The sequence below is a fragment of the Streptomyces sp. CBMA152 genome (assembly GCF_014596475.1).
In the GTDB taxonomy this organism is placed as follows: Bacteria; Actinomycetota; Actinomycetes; order Streptomycetales; family Streptomycetaceae; genus Streptomyces.
In genome coordinates, this window is sequence record NZ_MECJ01000029.1 from 23,836 (window position 1) to 42,999 (window position 19,164).

At 70.6% G+C, this 19,164-nt stretch carries 17 protein-coding genes; 9 read left to right on the forward strand and 8 right to left on the reverse strand.

Features of this window, described 5'->3' with window-relative positions:
- Window positions 1-97: 97 nt before the first annotated feature.
- From BG418_RS27110 to BG418_RS27125, 4 genes are all read left to right on the forward strand, one after another.
- On the forward strand, window positions 98-946 hold the full coding sequence (locus BG418_RS27110; protein ID WP_188276630.1) for a M24 family metallopeptidase: 849 nt from the start codon (window positions 98-100) through the stop codon (window positions 944-946).
- Window positions 943-2,727 carry an SDR family oxidoreductase gene (locus BG418_RS27115; RefSeq protein ID WP_317453769.1) on the forward strand — a complete coding sequence of 595 codons (1,785 nt, stop codon included), beginning with the start codon at window positions 943-945 and terminating at the stop codon, window positions 2,725-2,727. The genes BG418_RS27110 and BG418_RS27115 overlap by 4 nt, the downstream gene beginning before the upstream one ends.
- A complete protein-coding gene (locus tag BG418_RS27120) occupies window positions 2,724-3,653 on the forward strand; it encodes a metal-dependent hydrolase (protein ID WP_188276631.1) in 930 nt (309 codons plus the stop codon). The genes BG418_RS27115 and BG418_RS27120 overlap by 4 nt, the downstream gene beginning before the upstream one ends.
- Before the next feature lie 169 nt (window positions 3,654-3,822).
- On the forward strand, window positions 3,823-4,743 hold the full coding sequence (locus BG418_RS27125) for a MerR family transcriptional regulator (protein WP_317453809.1): 921 nt from the start codon (window positions 3,823-3,825) through the stop codon (window positions 4,741-4,743).
- Window positions 4,744-4,816: 73 nt separating this feature from the next.
- On the opposite strand, the gene BG418_RS27130 is transcribed toward BG418_RS27125, so the two are convergent.
- Complete coding sequence (locus tag BG418_RS27130) at window positions 4,817-5,371, reverse strand: hypothetical protein (RefSeq protein WP_188276632.1); 555 nt, start codon at window positions 5,369-5,371, stop codon at window positions 4,817-4,819.
- 110 nt (window positions 5,372-5,481) lie between these two features.
- Here BG418_RS27130 and BG418_RS27135 point away from each other — a divergent pair, with 110 nt between their 5' ends.
- The 3 genes from BG418_RS27135 to BG418_RS27145 all read left to right on the forward strand — a co-directional run bounded on the left by BG418_RS27135 (window position 5,482) and on the right by BG418_RS27145 (window position 7,227).
- Window positions 5,482-5,997 carry a PadR family transcriptional regulator gene (locus tag BG418_RS27135; protein WP_188276633.1) on the forward strand — a complete coding sequence of 172 codons (516 nt, stop codon included), beginning with the start codon at window positions 5,482-5,484 and terminating at the stop codon, window positions 5,995-5,997.
- An 89-nt stretch (window positions 5,998-6,086) separates the two neighbouring features.
- Complete coding sequence (locus tag BG418_RS27140; protein ID WP_188276634.1) at window positions 6,087-6,665, forward strand: RNA 2'-phosphotransferase; 579 nt, start codon at window positions 6,087-6,089, stop codon at window positions 6,663-6,665.
- A gap of 100 nt (window positions 6,666-6,765) precedes the next feature.
- Entirely contained in the window at window positions 6,766-7,227 is a 462-nt protein-coding gene (locus BG418_RS27145) for a hypothetical protein (protein ID WP_188277228.1), read from the forward strand.
- Window positions 7,228-7,277: 50 nt separating this feature from the next.
- Here the strand turns inward: BG418_RS27145 and BG418_RS27150 are convergent, their stop codons facing one another.
- Both BG418_RS27150 and BG418_RS40605 read right to left on the reverse strand, forming a co-directional pair.
- The gene (locus tag BG418_RS27150; RefSeq protein WP_188276635.1) at window positions 7,278-8,174 is read right to left on the reverse strand and encodes an LLM class flavin-dependent oxidoreductase; all 897 of its coding nucleotides are present in this window, start codon (window positions 8,172-8,174) and stop codon (window positions 7,278-7,280) included.
- Window positions 8,175-8,224: 50 nt separating this feature from the next.
- Window positions 8,225-8,359: a hypothetical protein gene (locus tag BG418_RS40605; protein WP_262928615.1), complete on the reverse strand. Its 135-nt coding sequence runs from the start codon at window positions 8,357-8,359 to the stop codon at window positions 8,225-8,227.
- A gap of 90 nt (window positions 8,360-8,449) precedes the next feature.
- On the opposite strand from BG418_RS40605, the gene BG418_RS27155 reads away from it, so the two are divergent.
- Window positions 8,450-9,319, forward strand: a complete 870-nt coding sequence (locus BG418_RS27155) for a Cof-type HAD-IIB family hydrolase (protein WP_317453770.1) — start codon at window positions 8,450-8,452, stop codon at window positions 9,317-9,319.
- 22 nt (window positions 9,320-9,341) lie between these two features.
- Here the strand turns inward: BG418_RS27155 and BG418_RS27160 are convergent, their stop codons facing one another.
- The 5 genes from BG418_RS27160 to BG418_RS27180 all read right to left on the reverse strand — a co-directional run bounded on the left by BG418_RS27160 (window position 9,342) and on the right by BG418_RS27180 (window position 18,541).
- Complete coding sequence (locus tag BG418_RS27160) at window positions 9,342-10,448, reverse strand: M23 family metallopeptidase (protein ID WP_188276637.1); 1,107 nt, start codon at window positions 10,446-10,448, stop codon at window positions 9,342-9,344.
- A gap of 143 nt (window positions 10,449-10,591) precedes the next feature.
- The gene (locus BG418_RS27165; RefSeq protein ID WP_188276638.1) at window positions 10,592-12,322 is read right to left on the reverse strand and encodes a GAF domain-containing sensor histidine kinase; all 1,731 of its coding nucleotides are present in this window, start codon (window positions 12,320-12,322) and stop codon (window positions 10,592-10,594) included.
- 111 nt (window positions 12,323-12,433) lie between these two features.
- A complete protein-coding gene (cydD, locus tag BG418_RS27170; RefSeq protein WP_188276639.1) occupies window positions 12,434-15,949 on the reverse strand; it encodes a thiol reductant ABC exporter subunit CydD in 3,516 nt (1,171 codons plus the stop codon).
- Window positions 15,950-16,012: 63 nt separating this feature from the next.
- On the reverse strand, window positions 16,013-17,014 hold the full coding sequence (gene cydB / locus BG418_RS27175; RefSeq protein ID WP_188276640.1) for a cytochrome d ubiquinol oxidase subunit II: 1,002 nt from the start codon (window positions 17,012-17,014) through the stop codon (window positions 16,013-16,015).
- Between the two features lie 18 nt (window positions 17,015-17,032).
- Entirely contained in the window at window positions 17,033-18,541 is a 1,509-nt protein-coding gene (locus tag BG418_RS27180; RefSeq protein ID WP_188276641.1) for a cytochrome ubiquinol oxidase subunit I, read from the reverse strand.
- A gap of 250 nt (window positions 18,542-18,791) precedes the next feature.
- Between BG418_RS27180 and BG418_RS27185 the strand changes: the two genes are divergently transcribed.
- Window positions 18,792-19,160, forward strand: coding sequence for a cyclophilin-like fold protein (locus BG418_RS27185; RefSeq protein WP_188276642.1), 369 nt, complete (start codon window positions 18,792-18,794; stop codon window positions 19,158-19,160).
- Window positions 19,161-19,164: the final 4 nt, after the last annotated feature.

The window sequence follows — 19,164 nt, forward strand, 5'->3', positions numbered from 1 at the left end:
CACAGGCGGGCGCACAGCCCTTGACGTAGCCGCCGGGCATTGTCACATTCATCAGTGTCAAGTTACGCACGCGTACGACGACAGGGGTGTGGGCGCGATGCCAACGGCGGTCAATGCTGAACTCGACAGGCGGCTCAGCGGGTTCAGGGAAGTGCAGCGTCTCGCGTACGAGTGCGCGGAGGCCGTCGCGGCCCAGCTCAAGCCGGGTGTGACCGAGCGCGAGGCGGCGCGGATGCAGCGACGGTGGCTGCACGAGCGCGGGGTGCGCGACTGGTTCCACCTGCCGTTCGCCTGGTTCGGGGACCGCACCGCGTTCGTGGACTTCAAGATCCCGCTCCAGTTCTTCCCGACCGGCCGGCGCCTTGAGGCGGGGATGCCGTTCATCCTCGACATGGCCCCGGTCCACAAGGGCTTCACGGCCGACATCGGCTACTCGGGCTGCCTGGGCCTCAACCCCGTGCACGACCGGCTCCTCGCCGATCTGGAGGCGCACCGGGAGCTGATCCTGCGCGAGGTCCGCGAGAAGCGCCCGCTGCGCGAGATCTACGAGGACGTGGACCGCCTCATGGTCCGCCAGGGGTACGCCAACCGGCATCGCGCGTATCCGTTCGGCGTGATCGCGCACAAGATCCACGAGGTCAGGGAGCGCCGTTGGTCGCCGACCGTCTTCGGCTTCGGCACCCAGGCCCTGAAGGGCCTCGCGAGCGACGCGCTGCACGGCCACCGGGACGGCTGGTCCCCGCTGTGGAGCCCCTACAAGTTCTCCGACCACCCGCCCCGGCCGGGGCTGTGGGCGGTCGAGCCGCACCTCGGATTCCGGGGTACGGGCGCGAAGTTCGAGGAGATCCTGGTCGTCACGGACTCCAAGGACCCCGAACAGAGCGCGTTCTGGCTGGACGACGACCTGCCGCATGTGCGGCGCTGGGCCGAGGAGAAGGCGGCGTGAGCGTGGGAGACCGGGCGGGCAGCGGCATCGAGGGCGCGCGCGAGCGCTGGGTGCGCACAGGAGGGATCGAGCTGTGTGTCGCCGAGCTCGGCGACACGCGGCAGCCGACGGTCGTGCTGGTGCACGGCTACCCGGACAGCAAGGAGGTGTGGTCGGAGGTCGCAGTCCGCCTCTCCGAGCGCTTCCATGTGGTGCTGTACGACGTACGCGGACACGGCAGATCCACCGCCCCCTCCCCGCTGCGCGGCGGCTTCACCCTGGAGAAGCTGACCGACGACTTCCTGGCGGTCGTCGACGCGGTGAGCCCCGACAAGCCGGTGCACCTGGTGGGCCACGACTGGGGCTCGGTGCAGTCCTGGGAGTTCGTGACGGTCAAGCGCACCGAGGGCCGGATCGCCTCCTTCACCTCGATGTCCGGCCCGTCCCTGGACCACTTCGGGCACTGGATCAAGACCCGGATGACCCGCCCGACCCCCCGCCGGGTGGGCCAACTGCTCGGCCAGGGCGCCAAGTCCTGGTACGTGTACATGCTGCACACCCCGGTGCTCCCCGAGCTCGCCTGGCGCGGCCCGCTCGGCAAGCGGTGGCCGAAGATCCTGGAGCGCGTCGAGAAGGTCCCCTCCGGCGACTACCCCACCGCGTCCCTGCCCCAGGACGCGGCGCACGGCGCCTGGCTCTACCGGGACAACATCCGCGCCCGGCTGCGCCGCCCGCGCACCGACGCGTATGCCCATGTGCCGGTCCAGCTGATCACCCCGACCGGCGACGCGTTCCTCTCCGAGCGGCTCTACGACGAACTGGAGCTCTGGGCGCCCCAGTTGGTGCGCCGCACCCTGCCCGCCAAGCACTGGGTCCCCCGCACCCGGCCCGACCGGCTGGCCGCCTGGATCACCGAGTTCATCACCGCCAACGAGGACGGCGTCAGCGCGCAGGACGCGGTCGCCAGCGGGCCCTATGCCGACCGCTTCGGCGGCCAGCTGGTCCTGGTGACCGGCGCGGCCAGCGGCATCGGCCGGGCCACCGCCTTCGCGTTCGCCGAGGCCGGCGCGCGCGTCGTCGCCGTGGACCGGGACGCCGAGGGCGCGGCCCGGACCGCCGAGATGTCGCGGCTGATCGGCGCCCCCCAGGCCTGGGCCGAGACGGTCGACGTCGCCGACGAGCAGGCGATGGAGAAGCTCGCCGAAAAGGTCGCCGCCGAGTACGGAATCGTCGACGTCCTGGTGAACAACGCCGGGATCGGCCTGTCCGGCTCGTTCTTCGACACCACCACCGAGGACTGGAAGAAGGTCCTCGACGTCAATCTGTGGGGCGTCATCCACGGCTGCCGGATCTTCGGCAAGCAGATGGCCGAGCGCGGCCAGGGCGGCCACATCGTCAACACCGCCTCGGCCGCCGCCTACCAGCCCTCCAAGGCCCTGCCCGCGTACTCGACGACCAAGGCCGCGGTGCTGATGCTCAGCGAGTGCCTGCGCGCCGAACTGGCCGGGCAGGGCATCGGCGTCAGCGCGATCTGCCCCGGCTTCGTCAACACCAACATCACCTCCACCGCACGCTTCGCCGGGACCGACGAGGCGGAGGAGAAGCGCCGCCAGAAGAAGTCCGCCCGGCTCTACGGCCTGCGCAACTACCCGCCGGAGAAGGTCGCTTCGGCGATCCTGCGCGCGGTGGTGAAGAACCAGGCCGTGGTGCCGGTGACACCGGAGGCCCGCGGCGCCCACCTCATGTCCCGCTTCACCCCCCGCACCCTGCGCGCGATAGCCCGATTGGAGCCGCCGCTGTGAGCACCGAACGCCTCGACGGCGCGGGCCCGGACCACTACCGGATCACTCCGCGCCGGGTCTCGTTCGACTGGCACGAGACCCCGCTGCACTGGATACCGGACGAGCCCACCGCCACCCATGTGATCAATGTGCTCCACCTGCTGCTCCCGGCGGGCGAGCGCTGGTTCGTGAAGGTCTTCAAGGAAGCCCTTCCCCTGGTCACCGACCCGGTGCTGCTCAAGGACGTCAAGGGTTTCATGGGCCAGGAAGCCACCCACAGCGTCCAGCACGCCCATGTCCTCGACCACCTCGCCGAGCAGCAGCTCGACACCACCTCCTACACCCGGCACGTCGACTTCCTCTTCGACAAACTCCTCGGCGAGCGGCCCCCGTTCGGGGCGCCGATACCGACCCAGGAGTGGCTGCGCTTCCGCCTCTCGCTGATCGCCGCGATCGAGCAGTTCACGGCGGTCCTGGGGGACTGGGTCCTGCACGCCGAATCCCTCGACCGGGCCGACTGCGACCCCGTCATGCTCGACCTGCTGCGCTGGCACGGCGCCGAAGAGGTCGAACACCGCGCCGTCGCCTTCGACATGTACCAGCACTGCGGCGGCGACGGCCTGTCCCTGTACGCCCGCAGCGTCTTCGGCATGGCCTGGGCCGCCCCGGTGCTGCTCTGGCTCTGGGGCTGGGGCGCCCACTACCTCATCCGCCACGACCCCCAACTCGCCGGTCGGCTGCGCTACTCACTGCGTGAGCACAACCGGGCCGTCCGCAAGGGTCTGCTGCCCAGCTGGAAGGACCTCGGCACGGCCATACCCCGCTACTTCCGGCGGTCGTACCATCCCTCGCAGGAGGGCTCCCTGCGCAAGGCCGTCGAATATCTCGCGACCTCGTCGGCGGCCCGCGCGGCGGCGGGTGCGGTAGGCCGCGCCGCCCTGGGGTAAGGGAGACGGTTTGTCCGGGCAGCCAGCACCACAGTCGTCCACGTCGTCGGTCCACATGCCGGCCCAGGTGACGGCTCAGTCGCCGGTCCAGTCATTGACGCATTCGTCACTCCAGCCTTCAGTTCAGTCCTCGGTTCAGTCCTCGGTCCAGCCCTCCGTTCCCTCGTCCATTCACTCCTCCGCCGAGTACCGGATCGAGGATCTGGCGCATGCGAGCGGTGCCACGGTCCGTACGATCCGGGCCTACCAGGACCGGGGTCTGCTGCCCCGGCCCGAGCGGCGCGGCCGGTCCAATGTGTACGGCGACACGCATCTGGCCCGACTGCGCCAGATCGCCGATCTGCTGGACCGCGGCTACACCCTCGCCTCCATCAAGGAACTCCTGGAGGCGTGGGACGCGGGACGCGGTCTCGGCGGCGTCCTCGGTCTGGTCGCCGAGGTCAGCGGCCCCTGGACCGACGAGGAGGCCGCCCGGATCTCCCGGGCCGATCTGGACGCCACCTTCGGCGGTGTGCCCGACGAGGAGGCCGTCCACGACGCGGTCGAACTAGGCATCCTGGAACGCATCCCCGGCAACGACAGCGAGTTCCTGGTCCCCAGCCCCCAGGAGCTCGCGGTGGCCGCCGAGCTGTACGCCGCCGGTGTGCCGCTGGACGCCATCTCCGGGCATCTGCGCGAACTGCGCGGCCAGGTCGAGCACATAGCGGCCCGCTTCCTCGACTTCACCACGGAACACGTCTTCGCCCGCTATCTGGGCCACCGCCCACCGACCGACGCCGACGCCGCCGAGGCCGCCGGGCTCGTACGCCGACTGCGGCCCCTGGCGCAGCAGACCGTGGACGCCGAACTCGCCCGTGCCATGCGCCTGTTCGCCACTCGTCATCTCCAGCGCCATCTCGGCGCCGCGGACCCGGTCGCCCAGAGCGGCCCCGACCCCCGCCCGGTCACACTTCCGGCGGACACGGTCAGCGCGGTCGAGTCCCTGGTCGGCCCCGAGAACGTCACGGCGTTCATCTCCGCTGCCGCCCAACGCGAGGTCCAGGCCCGTACGTTGGATGCCCTCACAGCCCACCACTTGTCCACAGATTAGCCACAAGCCCTGTGGATAACTGCACTTGTCTGTGGATCAAACCTAACTGACCGTCATCGCAGCGTGATTGGTGTCACTTCGCGAGCCGCGCGGCGGCGCGGGCGCGCTCCGGGTACTTGGCGGTGATGAAGGCGGGGACGGCGAACCCGGCGACCTGCACGGCTATCGCTGCGACACTGCCCAGCGCCTCGGCGTAGATGACGGCGAGCCCGACGGCGGTGACCGTGAACGCGGCGGCCCAGGTGGCGGTCAGCACCACGTTGATGTGGAGGAACACGGGGTGGTTCCACACCTCGCGCGGCGCCTGCCGCTTGGCTATGCCGGTGGTGAAGGGGCGCCGGACGGCCAGCGTCGCCCAGGCGGTCAGCGCCAGCCATCCGGTCGCCAGCGCCCCGCCGTACTCGCGCAGCCTGCCGTCCGGTGCCACGAAGGCTATGACGCTCAGCACGCCGAAGAACGCGATCGTGGACTGCTCCAGGATCAGGGAGTCGGCCGCCGCACCGCGCTTGCGGTCGTTGTAGAAGAACCAGGCACTCACCACAAGCGCGCCGAGCGCCCCCCACTGCCACTGCGAGGTACCGGCGGCGGCGAAGACGATCCATGGGATGAAGCCGCGCAGGTAGTTCATGGGAGTCCCCCTCTGTCCCGGGCCTTCGCCCGCTCCACATTCCAACCTCGACATGTCAAAAGTAGAGGTTCCAGCATTGACGTGTCAAGAGTGGAAGGTAGAGTGAAGTCATGAGCCTCCGACACGCAGTCCTGGGGCTGCTCGCCGAACGACAGGCAAGCGGCTATGACCTGATGAAGCTGTTCGAGACCTCGCTCGCCCACGTCTGGTCGGCGACCCAGAGCCAGGTCTACGGCGAGCTGGGCAAGCTCGCCGACTCCGGCCTGGTCGAAGTGGCGGCCGAGGGGCCCCGGGGCAGAAAGGAGTACGCGATCACCGAGCCGGGGCGTGTCGAGCTGCACCACTGGCTCACCGAGACCGAGCCGTCCCGCGCCCGCCGCAGCGACTCTCTGCTGCGCGTCTTCTTCCTCGGCGTCCTCACCCCGCTGGAGGCGCAGACGTATCTGCTCACCGAGGCCGAGCGCTCGTCCCGCCAGCTCGCCGGCCTCAAGGAGGCGGAGGCGGAGATCGAGTGGGACGACGGCCCGATCGCGCTGCACGGCCGCCTGGCCCTGGAGTACGGCAAGCGGCTCAGCGCGATGCACGAGGAGTGGGCCCGCTGGGCCGCCGATCAGATAAAGACGTGACGCGAGGCGTTCTCGGACGCGGGGCGGAGCGCCAGGCGCACGCGGGAAATTGGGGTGCCGGGGCCCGGCCGTCCCGGCACCCTGTCCGCATGACCGAAAAACCGGACGGAACACCGGACCGAACACCTGACGACAGACGCACCGTGAAGGTGTCCAAGTACCTGTCGAAACACCTGCGCCATCAGCCCGAGCGGATCGGCATCGCCCTCGATCCGCAGGGCTGGGTGGACATCGACACTCTGCTGCGTGCTGCGGCGGCGCACCACTTCCCCATCACCCGCGCCGAGCTCGACCATGTCGTCGCCGTCAACGACAAGCGCCGGTTCGCGGTCGAGGGCGACCGGATCCGGGCCAGCCAGGGGCACACCGTCGAGGTCGACCTGGCTCTCCCGGACGCCGAACCGCCCGCGTACCTCTATCACGGCACGGTGGCCCGCAGCCTGGACGCGATCCGGGCCGAGGGCCTGCGGCCCATGGCCCGCCACCATGTCCATCTCTCGGCCGACCGCGAGACCGCGACCCGGGTCGGTGCCCGACGCGGCCGTCCGGTCGTGCTGAGCGTGGACGCCGCGGCGATGCGCCGGGACGGCCATGTCTTCCGGGTCAGCGCCAACGGGGTCTGGCTCACCGACTCCGTACCGCCGGGTTATCTCCGCTTTCCCGGCTGAACCTGATCGACTTCACCGGCTGGCGCGGTCAGCTTCCCCGCCCGAAGTAATCGACTTTCCATACCGCCGCTCCACCGTATCGGCTGACATGATCGACGGCATGGCCCATCCGCATCTGCCCAGCACCGAGAGCGCGGTCACCGCGATCCGCGAGGTCGCGCGCACGTACAACCTCGAAGTCGAGGTCACCGACGACATCGGCGCCGACCGCTCCTCGCGCCGCACCTCGGCCGGCGCCTTCGCCGTACTGGACCCGGACGGCTCGCTGCCGCACGAGGCGTTCGTGGAGCTGGGCGGCTCGCCCGCCGTCACCGTGCAGGTCTTCGCCGAGGACGACGCGAAGATCACCGTCGACGGTGTGGAGTTCAACGACGTACCGCGCGACGCGGTCCCCGCCTTCCTCCGCTCGGTCTACGGCGGCCTCGCGTACGTGAAGGGTCGTTTCCTCCCGCCGGGCTGGTGGCTGGTCGTGCCACTGCCCGGCGACGAGACGTACAAGGAGATCGTCCTCGGCGGCACGCTCACGCCCTGGCTGAGCGGGCGCGTGCGCGCGAAGAGCTGAGCGGAGGCGGACGCGCGAAAAGAGCTGATCAGCGGCCCGGGGTCTCCGCGTCAGCGCAGCTGCGCCAGCCCCTCCAGGGCGATCTGCTCGAACACCTGCCGGTCGGCGGCGAAGTCCGAGTCCGGGATCGGCGCGTGCAGGACGATCTCCGTGATGCCGAGCTCGAAGTGCCGGCCCGCGAAGTCCACGAAGGAGTCGAGCGACTCCAGGACCCGGCCGGGCTCCGGAGTGAAGCCGGTGAGCAGGATCTTGTCCAGCTCGTCCACGTCGCGGCCGATGTCGTCGCAGGCCTCGCCGAGCTTCTTGATCTGACCGCGGATGGCCTCGACCGACTGCTCGGGCGTGCCCGACTCGAAGAGCTTGGGGTCGCCCGTCGTCACCCACGCCTGGCCGTGCCGCGCCGCCAGCTTCAGCCCGCGCGGACCGGTCGCCGCCACCGCGAACGGCAGCCGGGGCCGCTGCACACAGCCCGGGATGTTGCGCGCCTCGACAGCCGAGTACAGCGCGCCCTCGTGCGTCACCGCGTCCTCGGTCAGCAGCCGGTCGAGGAGCGGCACGAACTCGGCGAAGCGGTCGGCCCGCTCGCGCGGAGTCCACGCCTCCTGCCCGAGCGCGGTGGCGTCGAAGCCGTTGCCGCCCGCGCCGATGCCGAGCGTGATCCGGCCGTTCGACACGTCGTCGAGGGTGATCAGGTCCTTGGCGAGGGTCACGGGGTGCCGGAAGTTCGGCGAGGTGACCAGCGTGCCGAGCCGCATCCGGGAGGTCGCAGCGGCAGCGGCGGTCAGCGTCGGCACCGCGCCGAACCACGGCCCGTCGCGGAACGTCCGCCAGGACAGGTGGTCGTAGGTGTACGCGGTGTGGAAGCCCAGCTCCTCGGCTCGCAGCCACTCGTCGCGACCGCCGTCGTGCCAGCGGCGTACCGGAAGAATCACAGTGCTCAGACGCATACGTACGACACTAACGTCTCGCTCTGACACTCATGGAGCCGTCACGAGGCTCACGAGGCTCCGAGGCCGCTGACGGGCGGGGTCGGTGCGTAGAGCCCCGTGAGCGCGGACAGGACCGCGAGGTCGAGCCCGAACGCACCCGGCATCGGCGGCGCCGGGCCCGAGCGCCCACCCGTACGCCTCATGCGCCCCCTGCGCCTCACCCGACCCGGCGCGTGCTCTCAGATGTGCGCTCAGTCGCACGCCCGTGCGCTGGTGTACGGGACAATGAATTCGTGACCTCAGCTACCGAGCCTGCCCCTGCCGAGCGCCCCGCCCCCGCCGTCCCCCGCCTCATCGCGACCGATCTCGACGGCACCCTGCTGCGCGACGACAAGACCGTCTCGGACCGTACGATCGCCGCGCTCGCGGCCGCCGAGAAGGCGGGTATCGAGGTCTTCTTCGTCACCGGCCGGCCCGCCCGATGGATGGACGTCGTCAGTGCGCATGTGCACGGCCACGGCCTGGCCATCTGCGGCAACGGCGCGGCCGTCGTCGATCTGCACGGCGGGCCCGGCGAGCACCGGTTCGTCAAGGTCCGCCCGCTGGAGCGCGCCGCCGCCCGGGAGGTCGTCGAGATTCTCCGCGCCGCCGCCCCTGGGACCTCCTTCGCCATCGAGCAGACCGGCGGAATACACCATGAGCCCGCCTATCCGCCGATGTTCATGGCCGACGCCACCAGCATCGGGCCCGCCGAGAAGCTGCTGGCCGAGGACGCCTACGCCGCCGACGACCTCATCCTCAAGGTCCTCGCCAACCACCCCGAGCTGGCGCCCGACGACTTCCTCACCCTCGCCCGTACGGCCGTGGGCCCCCGCGCCGAGATCACCCGGTCCAGCCCGACCGCGCTCCTGGAGATCAGCGGCCCGGGCGTCTCCAAGGCGTCCACGCTCGAACTGTGCTGTGTGGAGCGCGGCATCACCCCCGCCGAGGTCGTCGCCTTCGGCGACATGCCCAACGACGTCGAGATGCTGACCTGGGCGGGTACGTCGTACGCCATGGGCAACGCCCACCCGGACGTGCTCGCCGCCGCCTCCGGCCACACCGTCGCCAACAACGACGACGGCGTGGCGGTCGTCATCGAGCGGATCCTCGACTCGCTCTGAGCCACCCCTGGCCCACATAGCTTCACGACCCGTCCGGCTCCCCCTCGACCGGAGTGCTCCGCAGCGTCACCCCGCGCTCACTCAGCCACGGGACAGGATCGACCGCCGACCCCATCTCGGGGGTGAGCCGGATCTCGAAGTGGAGGTGCGGCCCGGTCGAGTTGCCGGTGGTACCGGCCTGGCCGATGCACTGGCCGGTGCTCACACGGTCGCCCTGGTCCACGGTCACCGCCGCCAGATGCGCGTACTGGGAGTAGTAGCCGCCGGGGTGGGCGATGATCACCTCGATCCCGAAGCCGCCGCCACAGGAGACCGAGACGACCCGGCCCGCGCCGACCGCCCGCACCGGCGTCCCGATGTCCACCGCGAAGTCCTGGCCCGTGTGGCGCTGCGCCCAGTGGTCGCCCGCGCTGTCGAATCCCGCCGAGAGCTGGTACGTCTCAACAGGAGCCACCCATGCGCCAGTCGGACGGGATTCCGGCGGATCCTCAAGGCGTACCGCACCACGGCACTGTCCTGCCACGACGCTCCGGTCGGCCTCGCCCTGGAGCTCCCAGCGCGCCTCCTCCAGACGGGCGGCGACCGACCTCTTGATGCGTTCGAGCTGGTCCCTGCGATCCGCCAGGTCGCGCCAGGCGGCCTGCGCCCGCCTCTCCGCCGAGGTGAGGCGGCTCTCCGCCCGCCGCGCCTTCCCGTACAGCCGCGTCACGGCCATTTCGGCCTGCCAGGCCAGCCGCTGACCGCGCATCAGCTCCTCCGGATCGTCGGCGAGCAGCAGCTGCGCGGTGTACGCGATGCTGCCGCCGGTGCGGTACTGGGCCCGAGCCACCCGTCCCATGTCGGCGTGCAGCCGGTCCAGATCGTGGCGCCGGTCCGCGAGGAGCCGGTCGAAGTGTTCCGCCTTCATCCGCTGCGCCTCGGCCGCACGTCTGCCCTGTTCGTACGCGGTGGTCGCCTTGGCGGCATCCATGTACAGCCGCGCGACGGCCACGCTCGTACTGGGCACATCCGGGGCAGCGCTCGTACTCGGCACATCGGGTCCGTCGTCGGCCGTGGCGGCGGGGGCGAGCGGGCCGCCGAGGACACACAGGACCAGCGCGAGGGCCCTGCACCGGTGTCCGAGACGCATGTCCGGATCGTCGCGCGGCCGGGACATGTTTCACGTGAAACACACCTCTCGACCCAGGTGCCGCCCCCAAGTGGCGTACAAACACCGGGCTTACGGCGAGGTCGCAGCCCGCACCGAAGCCGGCCGGATCCGCCGGACAGGCCCTAGAGCGGGGCCTCCCACACCACCGTCGTGCCCCGGCCGTCCTCCCCGGTGCCGGGTCCGTAGGTGCTCGATCCGCCCAGTGCCTCAGCGCGCCGCCCGAGGTTGCGCAGTCCGCTGCGGCGGCCGCCCTCCGGGATGCCGACGCCGTCGTCGGCGACCGTCAGACGTACGCCCGCAGTGCCGTCCGGCAGCTCGGCGGTGGCGTCCACGACGACCTCGATACGGGAGGCATCGGCGTGCCGGAACGCGTTGGACAGTGCCTCGCGCAGGGCCGCGATGAGGTTCTTGCCGGTGAGCTCGCCCACCAGGGCGTCGACCGGCCCGACGAACCGGTGCGCGGGCTTGAAGCCGAGCGGCACGGCCGCCATGTTGATCTCCCGCAGCACCCGGGTGCGCAGACCGGACGGCGCCTCGGCGGGTCCCTGCTGGAGCGCGAAGATCGCCGTGCGGATCTCCTGGATGGTGACGTCCAGTTCGTCGACGGCCTTGCCGACGCCGACCTGCACCTCGGGCACGACCGACTTGCGCTGGGCTCCCTCCAGCATCATCCCGGTGGCGAACAGCCGCTGGATGACGAGGTCATGGAGGTCCCGCGCGATTCGGTCGCGGTCCTCGTAGACCGCGAGCCGCTCCCGGTCGCGCTGCGCCTCCGCCATCATCAGCGCGAGCGCCGCCTGCGAGGCGAACTGGGTGGCCAGCGTCCGCTCGGCCTCGGTGAACGGGCGGCCGCCACGCGCGCGGGGCGTGGCCAGCGCGCCCAGCACCCGGCCTCCGCTGTGCAGCGGCAGCATCATGCTCGGCCCGTACCGCTGGGCCAGTTTGGTGATCATCCGGGGGTCGGTGGCCGCGTCGTCCACGAAGACCGCCTCGCCGTCGAGCAGCGTCGCCACGACCGGGCTCTCCGGGGGGATCACCACGCCCAGCGACGCGCCGGGGTCGTCCGAGGAGACCGCGACGATCTCCAGACCACCCTCCTCGGCGGGCAGCAGGACGATCCCGGCGGCCGAGTCGGCGAGGTGACGGGCCTGCTCGGCGACGACCTCCAGGGCGTCGTCCGCGTCCCCGCCGGAGAGCAGAGCGGTGGTGACGGCGACCGAGCCGTCGATCCACCGCTCGCGCTGGCGCGCCGCCTCGTACAGCCGGGCGTTGCCGATCGCGATCCCCGCCTCCGTGGCGAGCACCCGCACCATGTGCAGGTCGTAGTCGTTGAATTCGGCGCCGTTGCGCTTCTCTGTCAGATAGAGGTTGCCGAAGATCTCGCCCTGCACCCGGATGGGGACGCCCAGGAAGGTCCGCATCGGCGGATGGTTCGGGGGGAAGCCCGCCGAGCGCGGATCGGCGGAGATCTCGGCGAGCCGCAGCGGCTCGGGGTGGTGGATCAGCCAGCCGAGCAGCCCCCGGTGACCGTCGGGGCGGCGGCCGATCGCGGCGTCGTCCTCGGGCGCAATGCCGTACGTCACGAAGTCCGACAGGCCCTGCCGCGTCTCGTCGACGACTCCGATGGCGGCGTACCGGGCGTCCGCCAGCTCGGCGGCCGTCCCGCAGATCCGGTCGAGCGTGGGGTGCAGTTCCAGGCCGGTGCCGACGGAACGCATCGCCTCCAGAAGCTGCGGCACGCGCGCGGTGAGCTCGGTGGACAGGCCCTGCAGACTTCGGGTGGCCCGGGTCGCCGCTTCGAGCGCGTCATGGTCCTCGATGTCCTGGGGGTCCTTCGGATCCGGCACTGACATGCCCTTGAGCCTAGTAAGTCCCATTTGGCGGGGAAAGTCGGGCCACGCGGCGGCCGCGTCGAGCGGAGGGCTCGTCACCCGAAATCCCATGCCCGTACGGGGAGAGGGCGCTCAGGACGTCCTGGCCTCCTGGAGGAGGTCGCTGTCGCGTTCCCGCTCCAGCATCCGTCGCAGCTCCCCGTCGACCAGCGCGAGCTCGTCGTACGCCCCGCGCTGCACGATCCGGCCCTCGTCGAGCACGACGACCTCGTCGACCGCGTCCAGGCCGCGCAGGCGGTGGGTGATCAGCACGGTCGTCCGGCCTTCAGTGGCCCGCAGCAGGTCCGCGCTGAGCGCGTCCGCCGTCGCCAGGTCCAGATGCTCGGCGGGTTCGTCCAGGACGAGCACGGGGAAGTCGGCGAGCAGCACGCGGGCCAGCGCGAGCCGCTGGCGCTGGCCACCGGAGAGCCGGGCGCCGTGCTCGCCGACGAGCGTGTCGAGACCGTCCGGCAGGCCGTCCACCCAGTCGAGCAGCCGGGCCGCCGCCAGCGCGTCCCGCATCTCCTCCTCCCCGGCCCCGGTACGGGCGAGCCGCAGGTTCTCCCGTACTGAACTGTCGAAGATGTGGGCGTCCTGGGCGCACAACCCGACGACACGGCGCACGTCGTCGCCCGCCAGCGTCGTCGCGTCCGTGCCGCCGATCCGGTAGGAGCCCTCCCGCGCGTCCAGGAAGCGCAGCAGCACCTGGGCGAGGGTGGTCTTGCCGGAGCCGGACGGCCCGACGACGGCGACGCGCTTGCCCGGGGTGAGCGTCAGCGCGAAGTCGCTCAGCGCGTCCCGGTTCTGCCCTTCGTACCGGGCGCTCAGCCCGCGCACCTCCAGCGGGAACGGCGACGTCGGCGCGGCGGCCGGCGCCTCCGGTTCTCGTACGGGTACGGGAGCGTCGAGCACTTCGTAGACACGTTCAGCGCTCCGCCGCACGCGCTGGCGTGCCTGTACGGCGAGGGGCAGGCCGCTGACGGCCTCGAACGCGGCGAGCGGCACCAGCACCACGACGGCCAGCCGCACCCCGTCCAGTCGTCCCGCACCGACCGCCTGCACCCCGACCAGGGCGGCGCATGCCACCGTCAGTCCGCAGACCAGCGCGGACAGCCCGCTGCCGAGCGCGGTGGCGGCGGCGCCGCGCGATGCGATCCGGGTCAGTGCCGAGTCGGCGTCCTTGACCTCCCGGGTGCGGCGGCCGAGCGCGCCCGCCACCGCCAACTCGCCTGTTCCGGTGAGCAGATCGGCCACCCGGGTGGCCAGCAGGCCGCGTGCGGGCGCCAGTTGACGCTCGGCCCGGCGTGCGCACGCACCGCTGACCATCGGCACCGCGACCCCGGCGACCAGCAGCCCAGCCGCCAGCACAGCCCCCGCCTCCGGCAGCAGCCAGGCGGTGAACCCCGAGGCGGCCACCGACACGACGACCGCCACGGCGGCGGGCAGCGCCCAGCGAAGCCAGTAGTCCTGCAACTCGTCCACGTCCGCGACCAGTCGGGACAGCAGATCGCCGCGCCGAGTGGTGCGCAGTCCGGCCGGGGCGATCCGCTCCAGCCTGCGGTAGACCGCGACCCGCACCTCGGCGAGCATCCGCAGCACCGCGTCGTGGGACACCAGCCGCTCGGCATACCGGAAGACGGCCCGCCCGATGCCGAACGCCCTCGTCGCCGTCACGGCCACCATCAGATAGAGCACTGGCGGCTGTTCGGAGGCCCGTGAGATGAGCCACCCGGACACGGCCATCAGTCCCACGGCCGACCCGAGCGCCAAGGCCCCCAGCAGCAGCGCGAGGGCGAGGCGCCCGCGCAGACCGCGTGCGGCTTCGCGCACTCGGGCGAGCACGTCCCGGGAGGCGCCTTCCCCGCTCGGGTCCGGCAGCGGACCGTCGCCCGATGCCGTCGGGGCTGCCACAGCGGCCCGCTCCCCGGCCGGACTCGGCGCCGCAGCCCGCGCCGTCGCACCCTCAGTAACCTCCGCAGGCCGCAGCTCCACCACCCGGTCCGCGACCGCGAGCAGCGCAGGACGATGCACCACGAGCAGTACCGTGCGGCCCGCCGACAGCCTCCGTACCGCCTCGACGATGCCCGCCTCGGTCTCGCCGTCCAGCGCCGCCGTCGGCTCGTCGAGCAGCAGGACCGGTCGGTCCGCGAGGAACGCCCTTGCCAGCGCGAGCCGTTGGCGCTGTCCGGCCGACAGCCCCGCGCCGCCCTCCCCGAGCTCCGTCTCGGCTCCGTCGGGCAGCGCGGTGACGAACTCCAGCGCCCCGGCCTCCCGCAGGGCCTCGCGGACCGCCGCGTCGTCCGCGTCGGGCCGTGCAAGGCGTACGTTCTCCGCGATGGTCCCCGCGACCAGATGCGGCCGCTGGGGGACCCAGGCCACCCGCTCCCGCCATCGCTCCAGCGACAGCGCGGCGAGATCGGCACCGGAGATCCGCACCCGGCCCTCGTCCGGTGCCACGAACCCCAGCACCGCACCGAGCAGCGTCGACTTCCCGACCCCGCTCGGCCCGGTCAGCGCGACCGTCTCGCCCGGCTCCACCACCAGCGTGGCGGCGTCCAACGACGGCTGCGTACGGCCTGGATGACGAACCGTCACCCCGTCGACCTCGATCCGGACGGGACCGGCCGGCACCTCTCCCGTACCGCCCTCGGGCAGCGGGGTCTCCAGCACCCCGAAGATCTCCTCGGCGGCCGCAAGACCCTCCGCGGCCGCGTGGTACTGCGCCCCGACCTGCCGCAGCGGCAGATACGCCTCGGGGGCGAGGACCAGGATCACCAGGCCCGTGTAGAGGTCGAGATCCCCGTGGACCAGCCGCATGCCGATGCCGACGGCGACCAGGGCCACCGACAGGGTCGCAAGGAGCTCAAGCGCGAAGGACGACAGGAACGCGATCCGCAGGGTCTTCAGCGTGGCCCGGCGGTACTGCGAGGTGATCGTCCGGATCGACTCGGCCTGTGCCTTGGCCCGGCCGAACACCTTCAGCGTCGGCAGCCCGGCGACCACATCCAGGAAGTGCCCCGACAACCGGGACAGCAGCCGCCACTGGCGATCCGTCTGCGCCTGGGTCGCCCAGCCGATGAGGGCCATGAACAGGGGGATCAGCGGGAGAGTGACCACGATGGTCGCGGCCGACACCCAGTCCTCGGTGACGATCCTCGCCAGCACCGCCACGGGCACCACGACCGCTAGGCCCAACTGCGGCAGATAGCGGGCGAAGTAGTCGTCGAGCGCGTCCACTCCCCGCGTGGCCAGCGCGACCAGCGAACCGGTCCGCTGCCCGCTCAGCCACTCCGGCCCCAGCTGGGCCGCCCGCTCAAGCAGTCGCCCGCGCAGCTCCGACTTGACCGCCGCGCTCGCCCGGTGCGCGGCGAGTTCGGTCAGCCAGGACACCAGCCCCCGTCCGACCGCGACCCCCGCGAGCAGCAGCAGGGGAGTCCGCAGCCCGGCCGCGTCGAGGTCGTGCTGGAACGCCCCCACCACCACTTCGGCGATGAGCATCGCCTGGGCGACGACAAGGCCGGCCCCGACCAGGCCGAGGCCGACGACGGCCGCGAGGAAGAGCCGGGTGGCACGGGCGTATCGGAGCAGTCGCGGGTCGATCGGTTTCACGTGAAACATCCCCTCGAAGGGCCAGGGGGCATGTTTCACGTGAAACATGCCCCCCTTTCAGACTCAGTGCGCGTCGGCGATGTGCTGGGTACCGATCCGCTTGCGGAACACCCAGTACGTCCAGCCCTGGTAGAGCAGCACGACCGGCGTCGCGATGCCCGCGCACCAGGTCATGATCTTCAGGGTGTACGGAGTGGACGAGGCGTTGGAGACCGTGAGGTTCCATCCGTCGTTCAGCGAGGACGGCATGACGTTCGGGAAGAGCGTCAGGAACAGCATCGCCACGGCGGCGGCGATCGTGATCCCCGACAGCGCGAACGACCAGCCTTCGCGGCCCGCCTTGATCGCCCCGATCGCACCGACCAGGGCGAGAACCGCCACGACCATCGCGACCAGGCTCTTGGTGTCCCCGCGCGAGACCTGCGTCCAGATCAGGAACCCGAGCGCCAGCACGGCCGTGGCCAGGCCGAGCTTCAGCGCCAGCGCCCGCGAGCGCTCCCGGATGTCACCGACGGTCTTCAGCGAGGCGAAGACCGTGCCGTGGAAGGTGAACAGGAACAGCGTCACCAGTCCGCCGAGGATCGCGTACGGGTTCAGCAGGTCCCAGAAGGTGCCCACGTACTCCTTGTGCGCGTCGATCTTGACCCCGTGCACGATGTTGCCGAAGGCGACGCCCCAGAGGAACGCCGGGATCAGCGAGGTCCAGAAGATGGCCTCTTCCCAGTTGCGCTGCCACTTGTCCTCCGGCCGCTTCGCCCGGTACTCGAAGGCGACTCCGCGCACGATCAGGCAGACCAGGATGATCAGTAGCGGCAGATAGAAGCCGGAGAAGAGCGTGGCGTACCAATCGGGGAAGGCGGCGAAGGTGGCGCCGCCGGCCGTCAGCAGCCACACCTCGTTGCCGTCCCAGACGGGCCCGATCGTGTTGATCAGGACCCGCTTCTCCTTGCGGTCGCGGGCCAGCAGCTTCGTCAGGATCCCGATCCCGAAGTCGAAGCCCTCCAGGAAGAAGTAGCCGGTCCACAGGACGGCGATGAGTACGAACCAGACGTCGTGGAGTTCCATGCCTCTGTCTCCTCAGCCTCAGTACGAGAAGGCCATCGGCCGGTCGGGGTCGTGGTCGTCCCCGCCGATCTTGGTGGGCGGGTTGAGGTCGGACTCGGTGAGCTCGGGCGGTCCGGCCTTGACGTACTTCGCGAGCAGCCGGACCTCGATCACCGCGAGGACCGCGTACAGCAGCGTGAAGACGATCATCGAGGTGAGGACCTCGCCCTGCGACACACCGGGGGAGACCGCGTCCTTGGTGCGCAGGACGCCGTACACGACCCAGGGCTGACGGCCCATCTCGGTGAAGATCCAGCCCCAGGAGTTGGCGATCAGCGGGAAGCCGAGCGTCCAGACGGCGGCGAACCAGTACCACCGGGTCAGCCGGGAGCCGAGCACCTTGTTCCTGAAGAGGACCAGATGCGGCACTTCGTCGTCACCGGTCCTCAGCCCGGGCGCCAGCATGAACTTCTTGCGGGTGAGCCAGAGGCCCACGACGCCGATCGCGAAGGATGCCATGCCGAAGCCGATCATCCAGCGGAAGCCCCAGAAGGTGACCGGGATGTTGGGCCGGTAGTCGCCGGGCCCGTACTTCTGCTGCTCCTGCTTGTTCACGTCGTTGATGCCGGGAACGTACGAGGAGAAGTTGTTGTCGGCGAGGAAGGAGAGCAGCCCGGGGACCGAGATCTCGACGCTGTTGTGGCCCTTGGCCACGTCTCCGTAGGCGAATATCGAGAAGGGCGCCGACTTGTCGCCGTCCCACAGCGCCTCGGCCGCGGCCATCTTCATGGGCTGCTGCTTGAACATCACCTTGCCGAGCTGGTCGCCGCTGACGGCCGTGAGCATCCCGCCGATCACCAGGGTGACCAGGCCGAGCCGGAGCGACGTACGCATCACCGGGATGTGCTTCTTGCGGCGCAGATGGATGGCGGAGATGCCGACCATGAACGCGCCGCCGGTGAGGAAGGCCGCCGTGAGCGTGTGGAAGACGACGACCAGGGTGGTGTCCTGGGTCAGGACGTGCCAGAAGTCGGTGAGCTCGGCGCGCCCGGTGGCCTTGTTGAGCTTGTAGCCGACCGGGTGCTGCATCCAGGAGTTGGCGGCCAGGATGAAGTACGCGGAGAGGACGGTGCCGATCGAGACCATCCAGATGCAGGCGAGATGGATCTTCTTGGGGAGCTTGTCCCAGCCGAAGATCCACAGCCCGATGAAGGTCGACTCGAAGAAGAACGCGATCAGCGCCTCGAAGGCGAGTGGCGCACCGAAGACGTCGCCGACGAACCGCGAGTAGTCGGACCAGTTCATGCCGAACTGGAACTCCTGGACGATGCCGGTGACGACACCCATCGCGATGTTGATCAGGAAGAGTTTGCCCCAGAACTTCGTCGCTCTGAGGTACTTCTCGTTCTCCGTGCGCACCCAGGCGGTCTGCAGGCCCGCGGTGAGCGCGGCGAGCGAGATCGTCAGGGGGACGAAGAGGAAGTGATAGACGGTGGTGATGCCGAACTGCCATCGCGCCAGGGTTTCCGGCGCCAGAGCCAGATCCACGTCGCTTCTCCTTACATCGCCGTGATCACAGCGGCAGTCTGCCCCTCCAATCCCACTGATTACGGGATCAATCAGGGCGCGCTTGTGAACGCGTTCACATTCACAAGCATTATGTCGCACACGCTTTCGCGACCTTGAATCGGGGGTACCCCTTTTGACTCCACAGGGTCGGCAGCCGCGGACCAGGTCGCCCGACACCCTGTGAGACGCCCCTTCCCAGCACTTTCAACATATTGTTGAATCCTGGGTCATGCAGATACGGATCTCATGGCCCGCAGGCCGGCTGACCGCCACTCTCGACGAAACCCCCACGAGCACGGCGCTCGCGGGGGCACTCCCGATCGTCTCCACCGCCCACACCTGGGGCGAAGAGGTCTACTTCGACACGCCGGTCTCCCCCGCCCTTGAGGCGGACGCGCGGCAGGTGGTGGAGGCGGGCACGGTCGCGTTCTGGACCGAGGGCGACGCGCTCGCGCTGCCCTTCGGCCCGACGCCCATCTCGCGCGGCGAGGAGTGCCGCCTGGCGAGCCCGTGCAATGTCGTCGGCCGGATCGACGGCGATCCGCGCGTGCTCGCCACGGTCCGCCCGGGAGACCCGATCCGGGTGGACCGGGTCTAGAACC

Excerpts from the sequence above, each read along its gene's own strand:
- BG418_RS27160 (WP_188276637.1), bottom strand. The coding sequence starts at position 10,448 with ATGCGTCTCGGACACCGGTGCAGGGCCCTCGCGCTGGTCCTGTGTGTC.
- BG418_RS27145 (WP_188277228.1), top strand. The coding sequence starts at position 6,766 with ATGGCCCATCCGCATCTGCCCAGCACCGAGAGCGCGGTCACCGCGATC.
- cydB (WP_188276640.1), bottom strand. The coding sequence starts at position 17,014 with ATGGAACTCCACGACGTCTGGTTCGTACTCATCGCCGTCCTGTGGACC.
- BG418_RS27185 (WP_188276642.1), top strand. The coding sequence starts at position 18,792 with ATGCAGATACGGATCTCATGGCCCGCAGGCCGGCTGACCGCCACTCTC.
- BG418_RS27110 (WP_188276630.1), top strand. The coding sequence starts at position 98 with ATGCCAACGGCGGTCAATGCTGAACTCGACAGGCGGCTCAGCGGGTTC.
- BG418_RS27150 (WP_188276635.1), bottom strand. The coding sequence starts at position 8,174 with ATGCGTCTGAGCACTGTGATTCTTCCGGTACGCCGCTGGCACGACGGC.
- BG418_RS27165 (WP_188276638.1), bottom strand. The coding sequence starts at position 12,322 with ATGTCAGTGCCGGATCCGAAGGACCCCCAGGACATCGAGGACCATGAC.
- BG418_RS27140 (WP_188276634.1), top strand. The coding sequence starts at position 6,087 with ATGACCGAAAAACCGGACGGAACACCGGACCGAACACCTGACGACAGA.
- BG418_RS27135 (WP_188276633.1), top strand. The coding sequence starts at position 5,482 with ATGAGCCTCCGACACGCAGTCCTGGGGCTGCTCGCCGAACGACAGGCA.
- BG418_RS27130 (WP_188276632.1), bottom strand. The coding sequence starts at position 5,371 with ATGAACTACCTGCGCGGCTTCATCCCATGGATCGTCTTCGCCGCCGCC.
- BG418_RS40605 (WP_262928615.1), bottom strand. The coding sequence starts at position 8,359 with ATGAGGCGTACGGGTGGGCGCTCGGGCCCGGCGCCGCCGATGCCGGGT.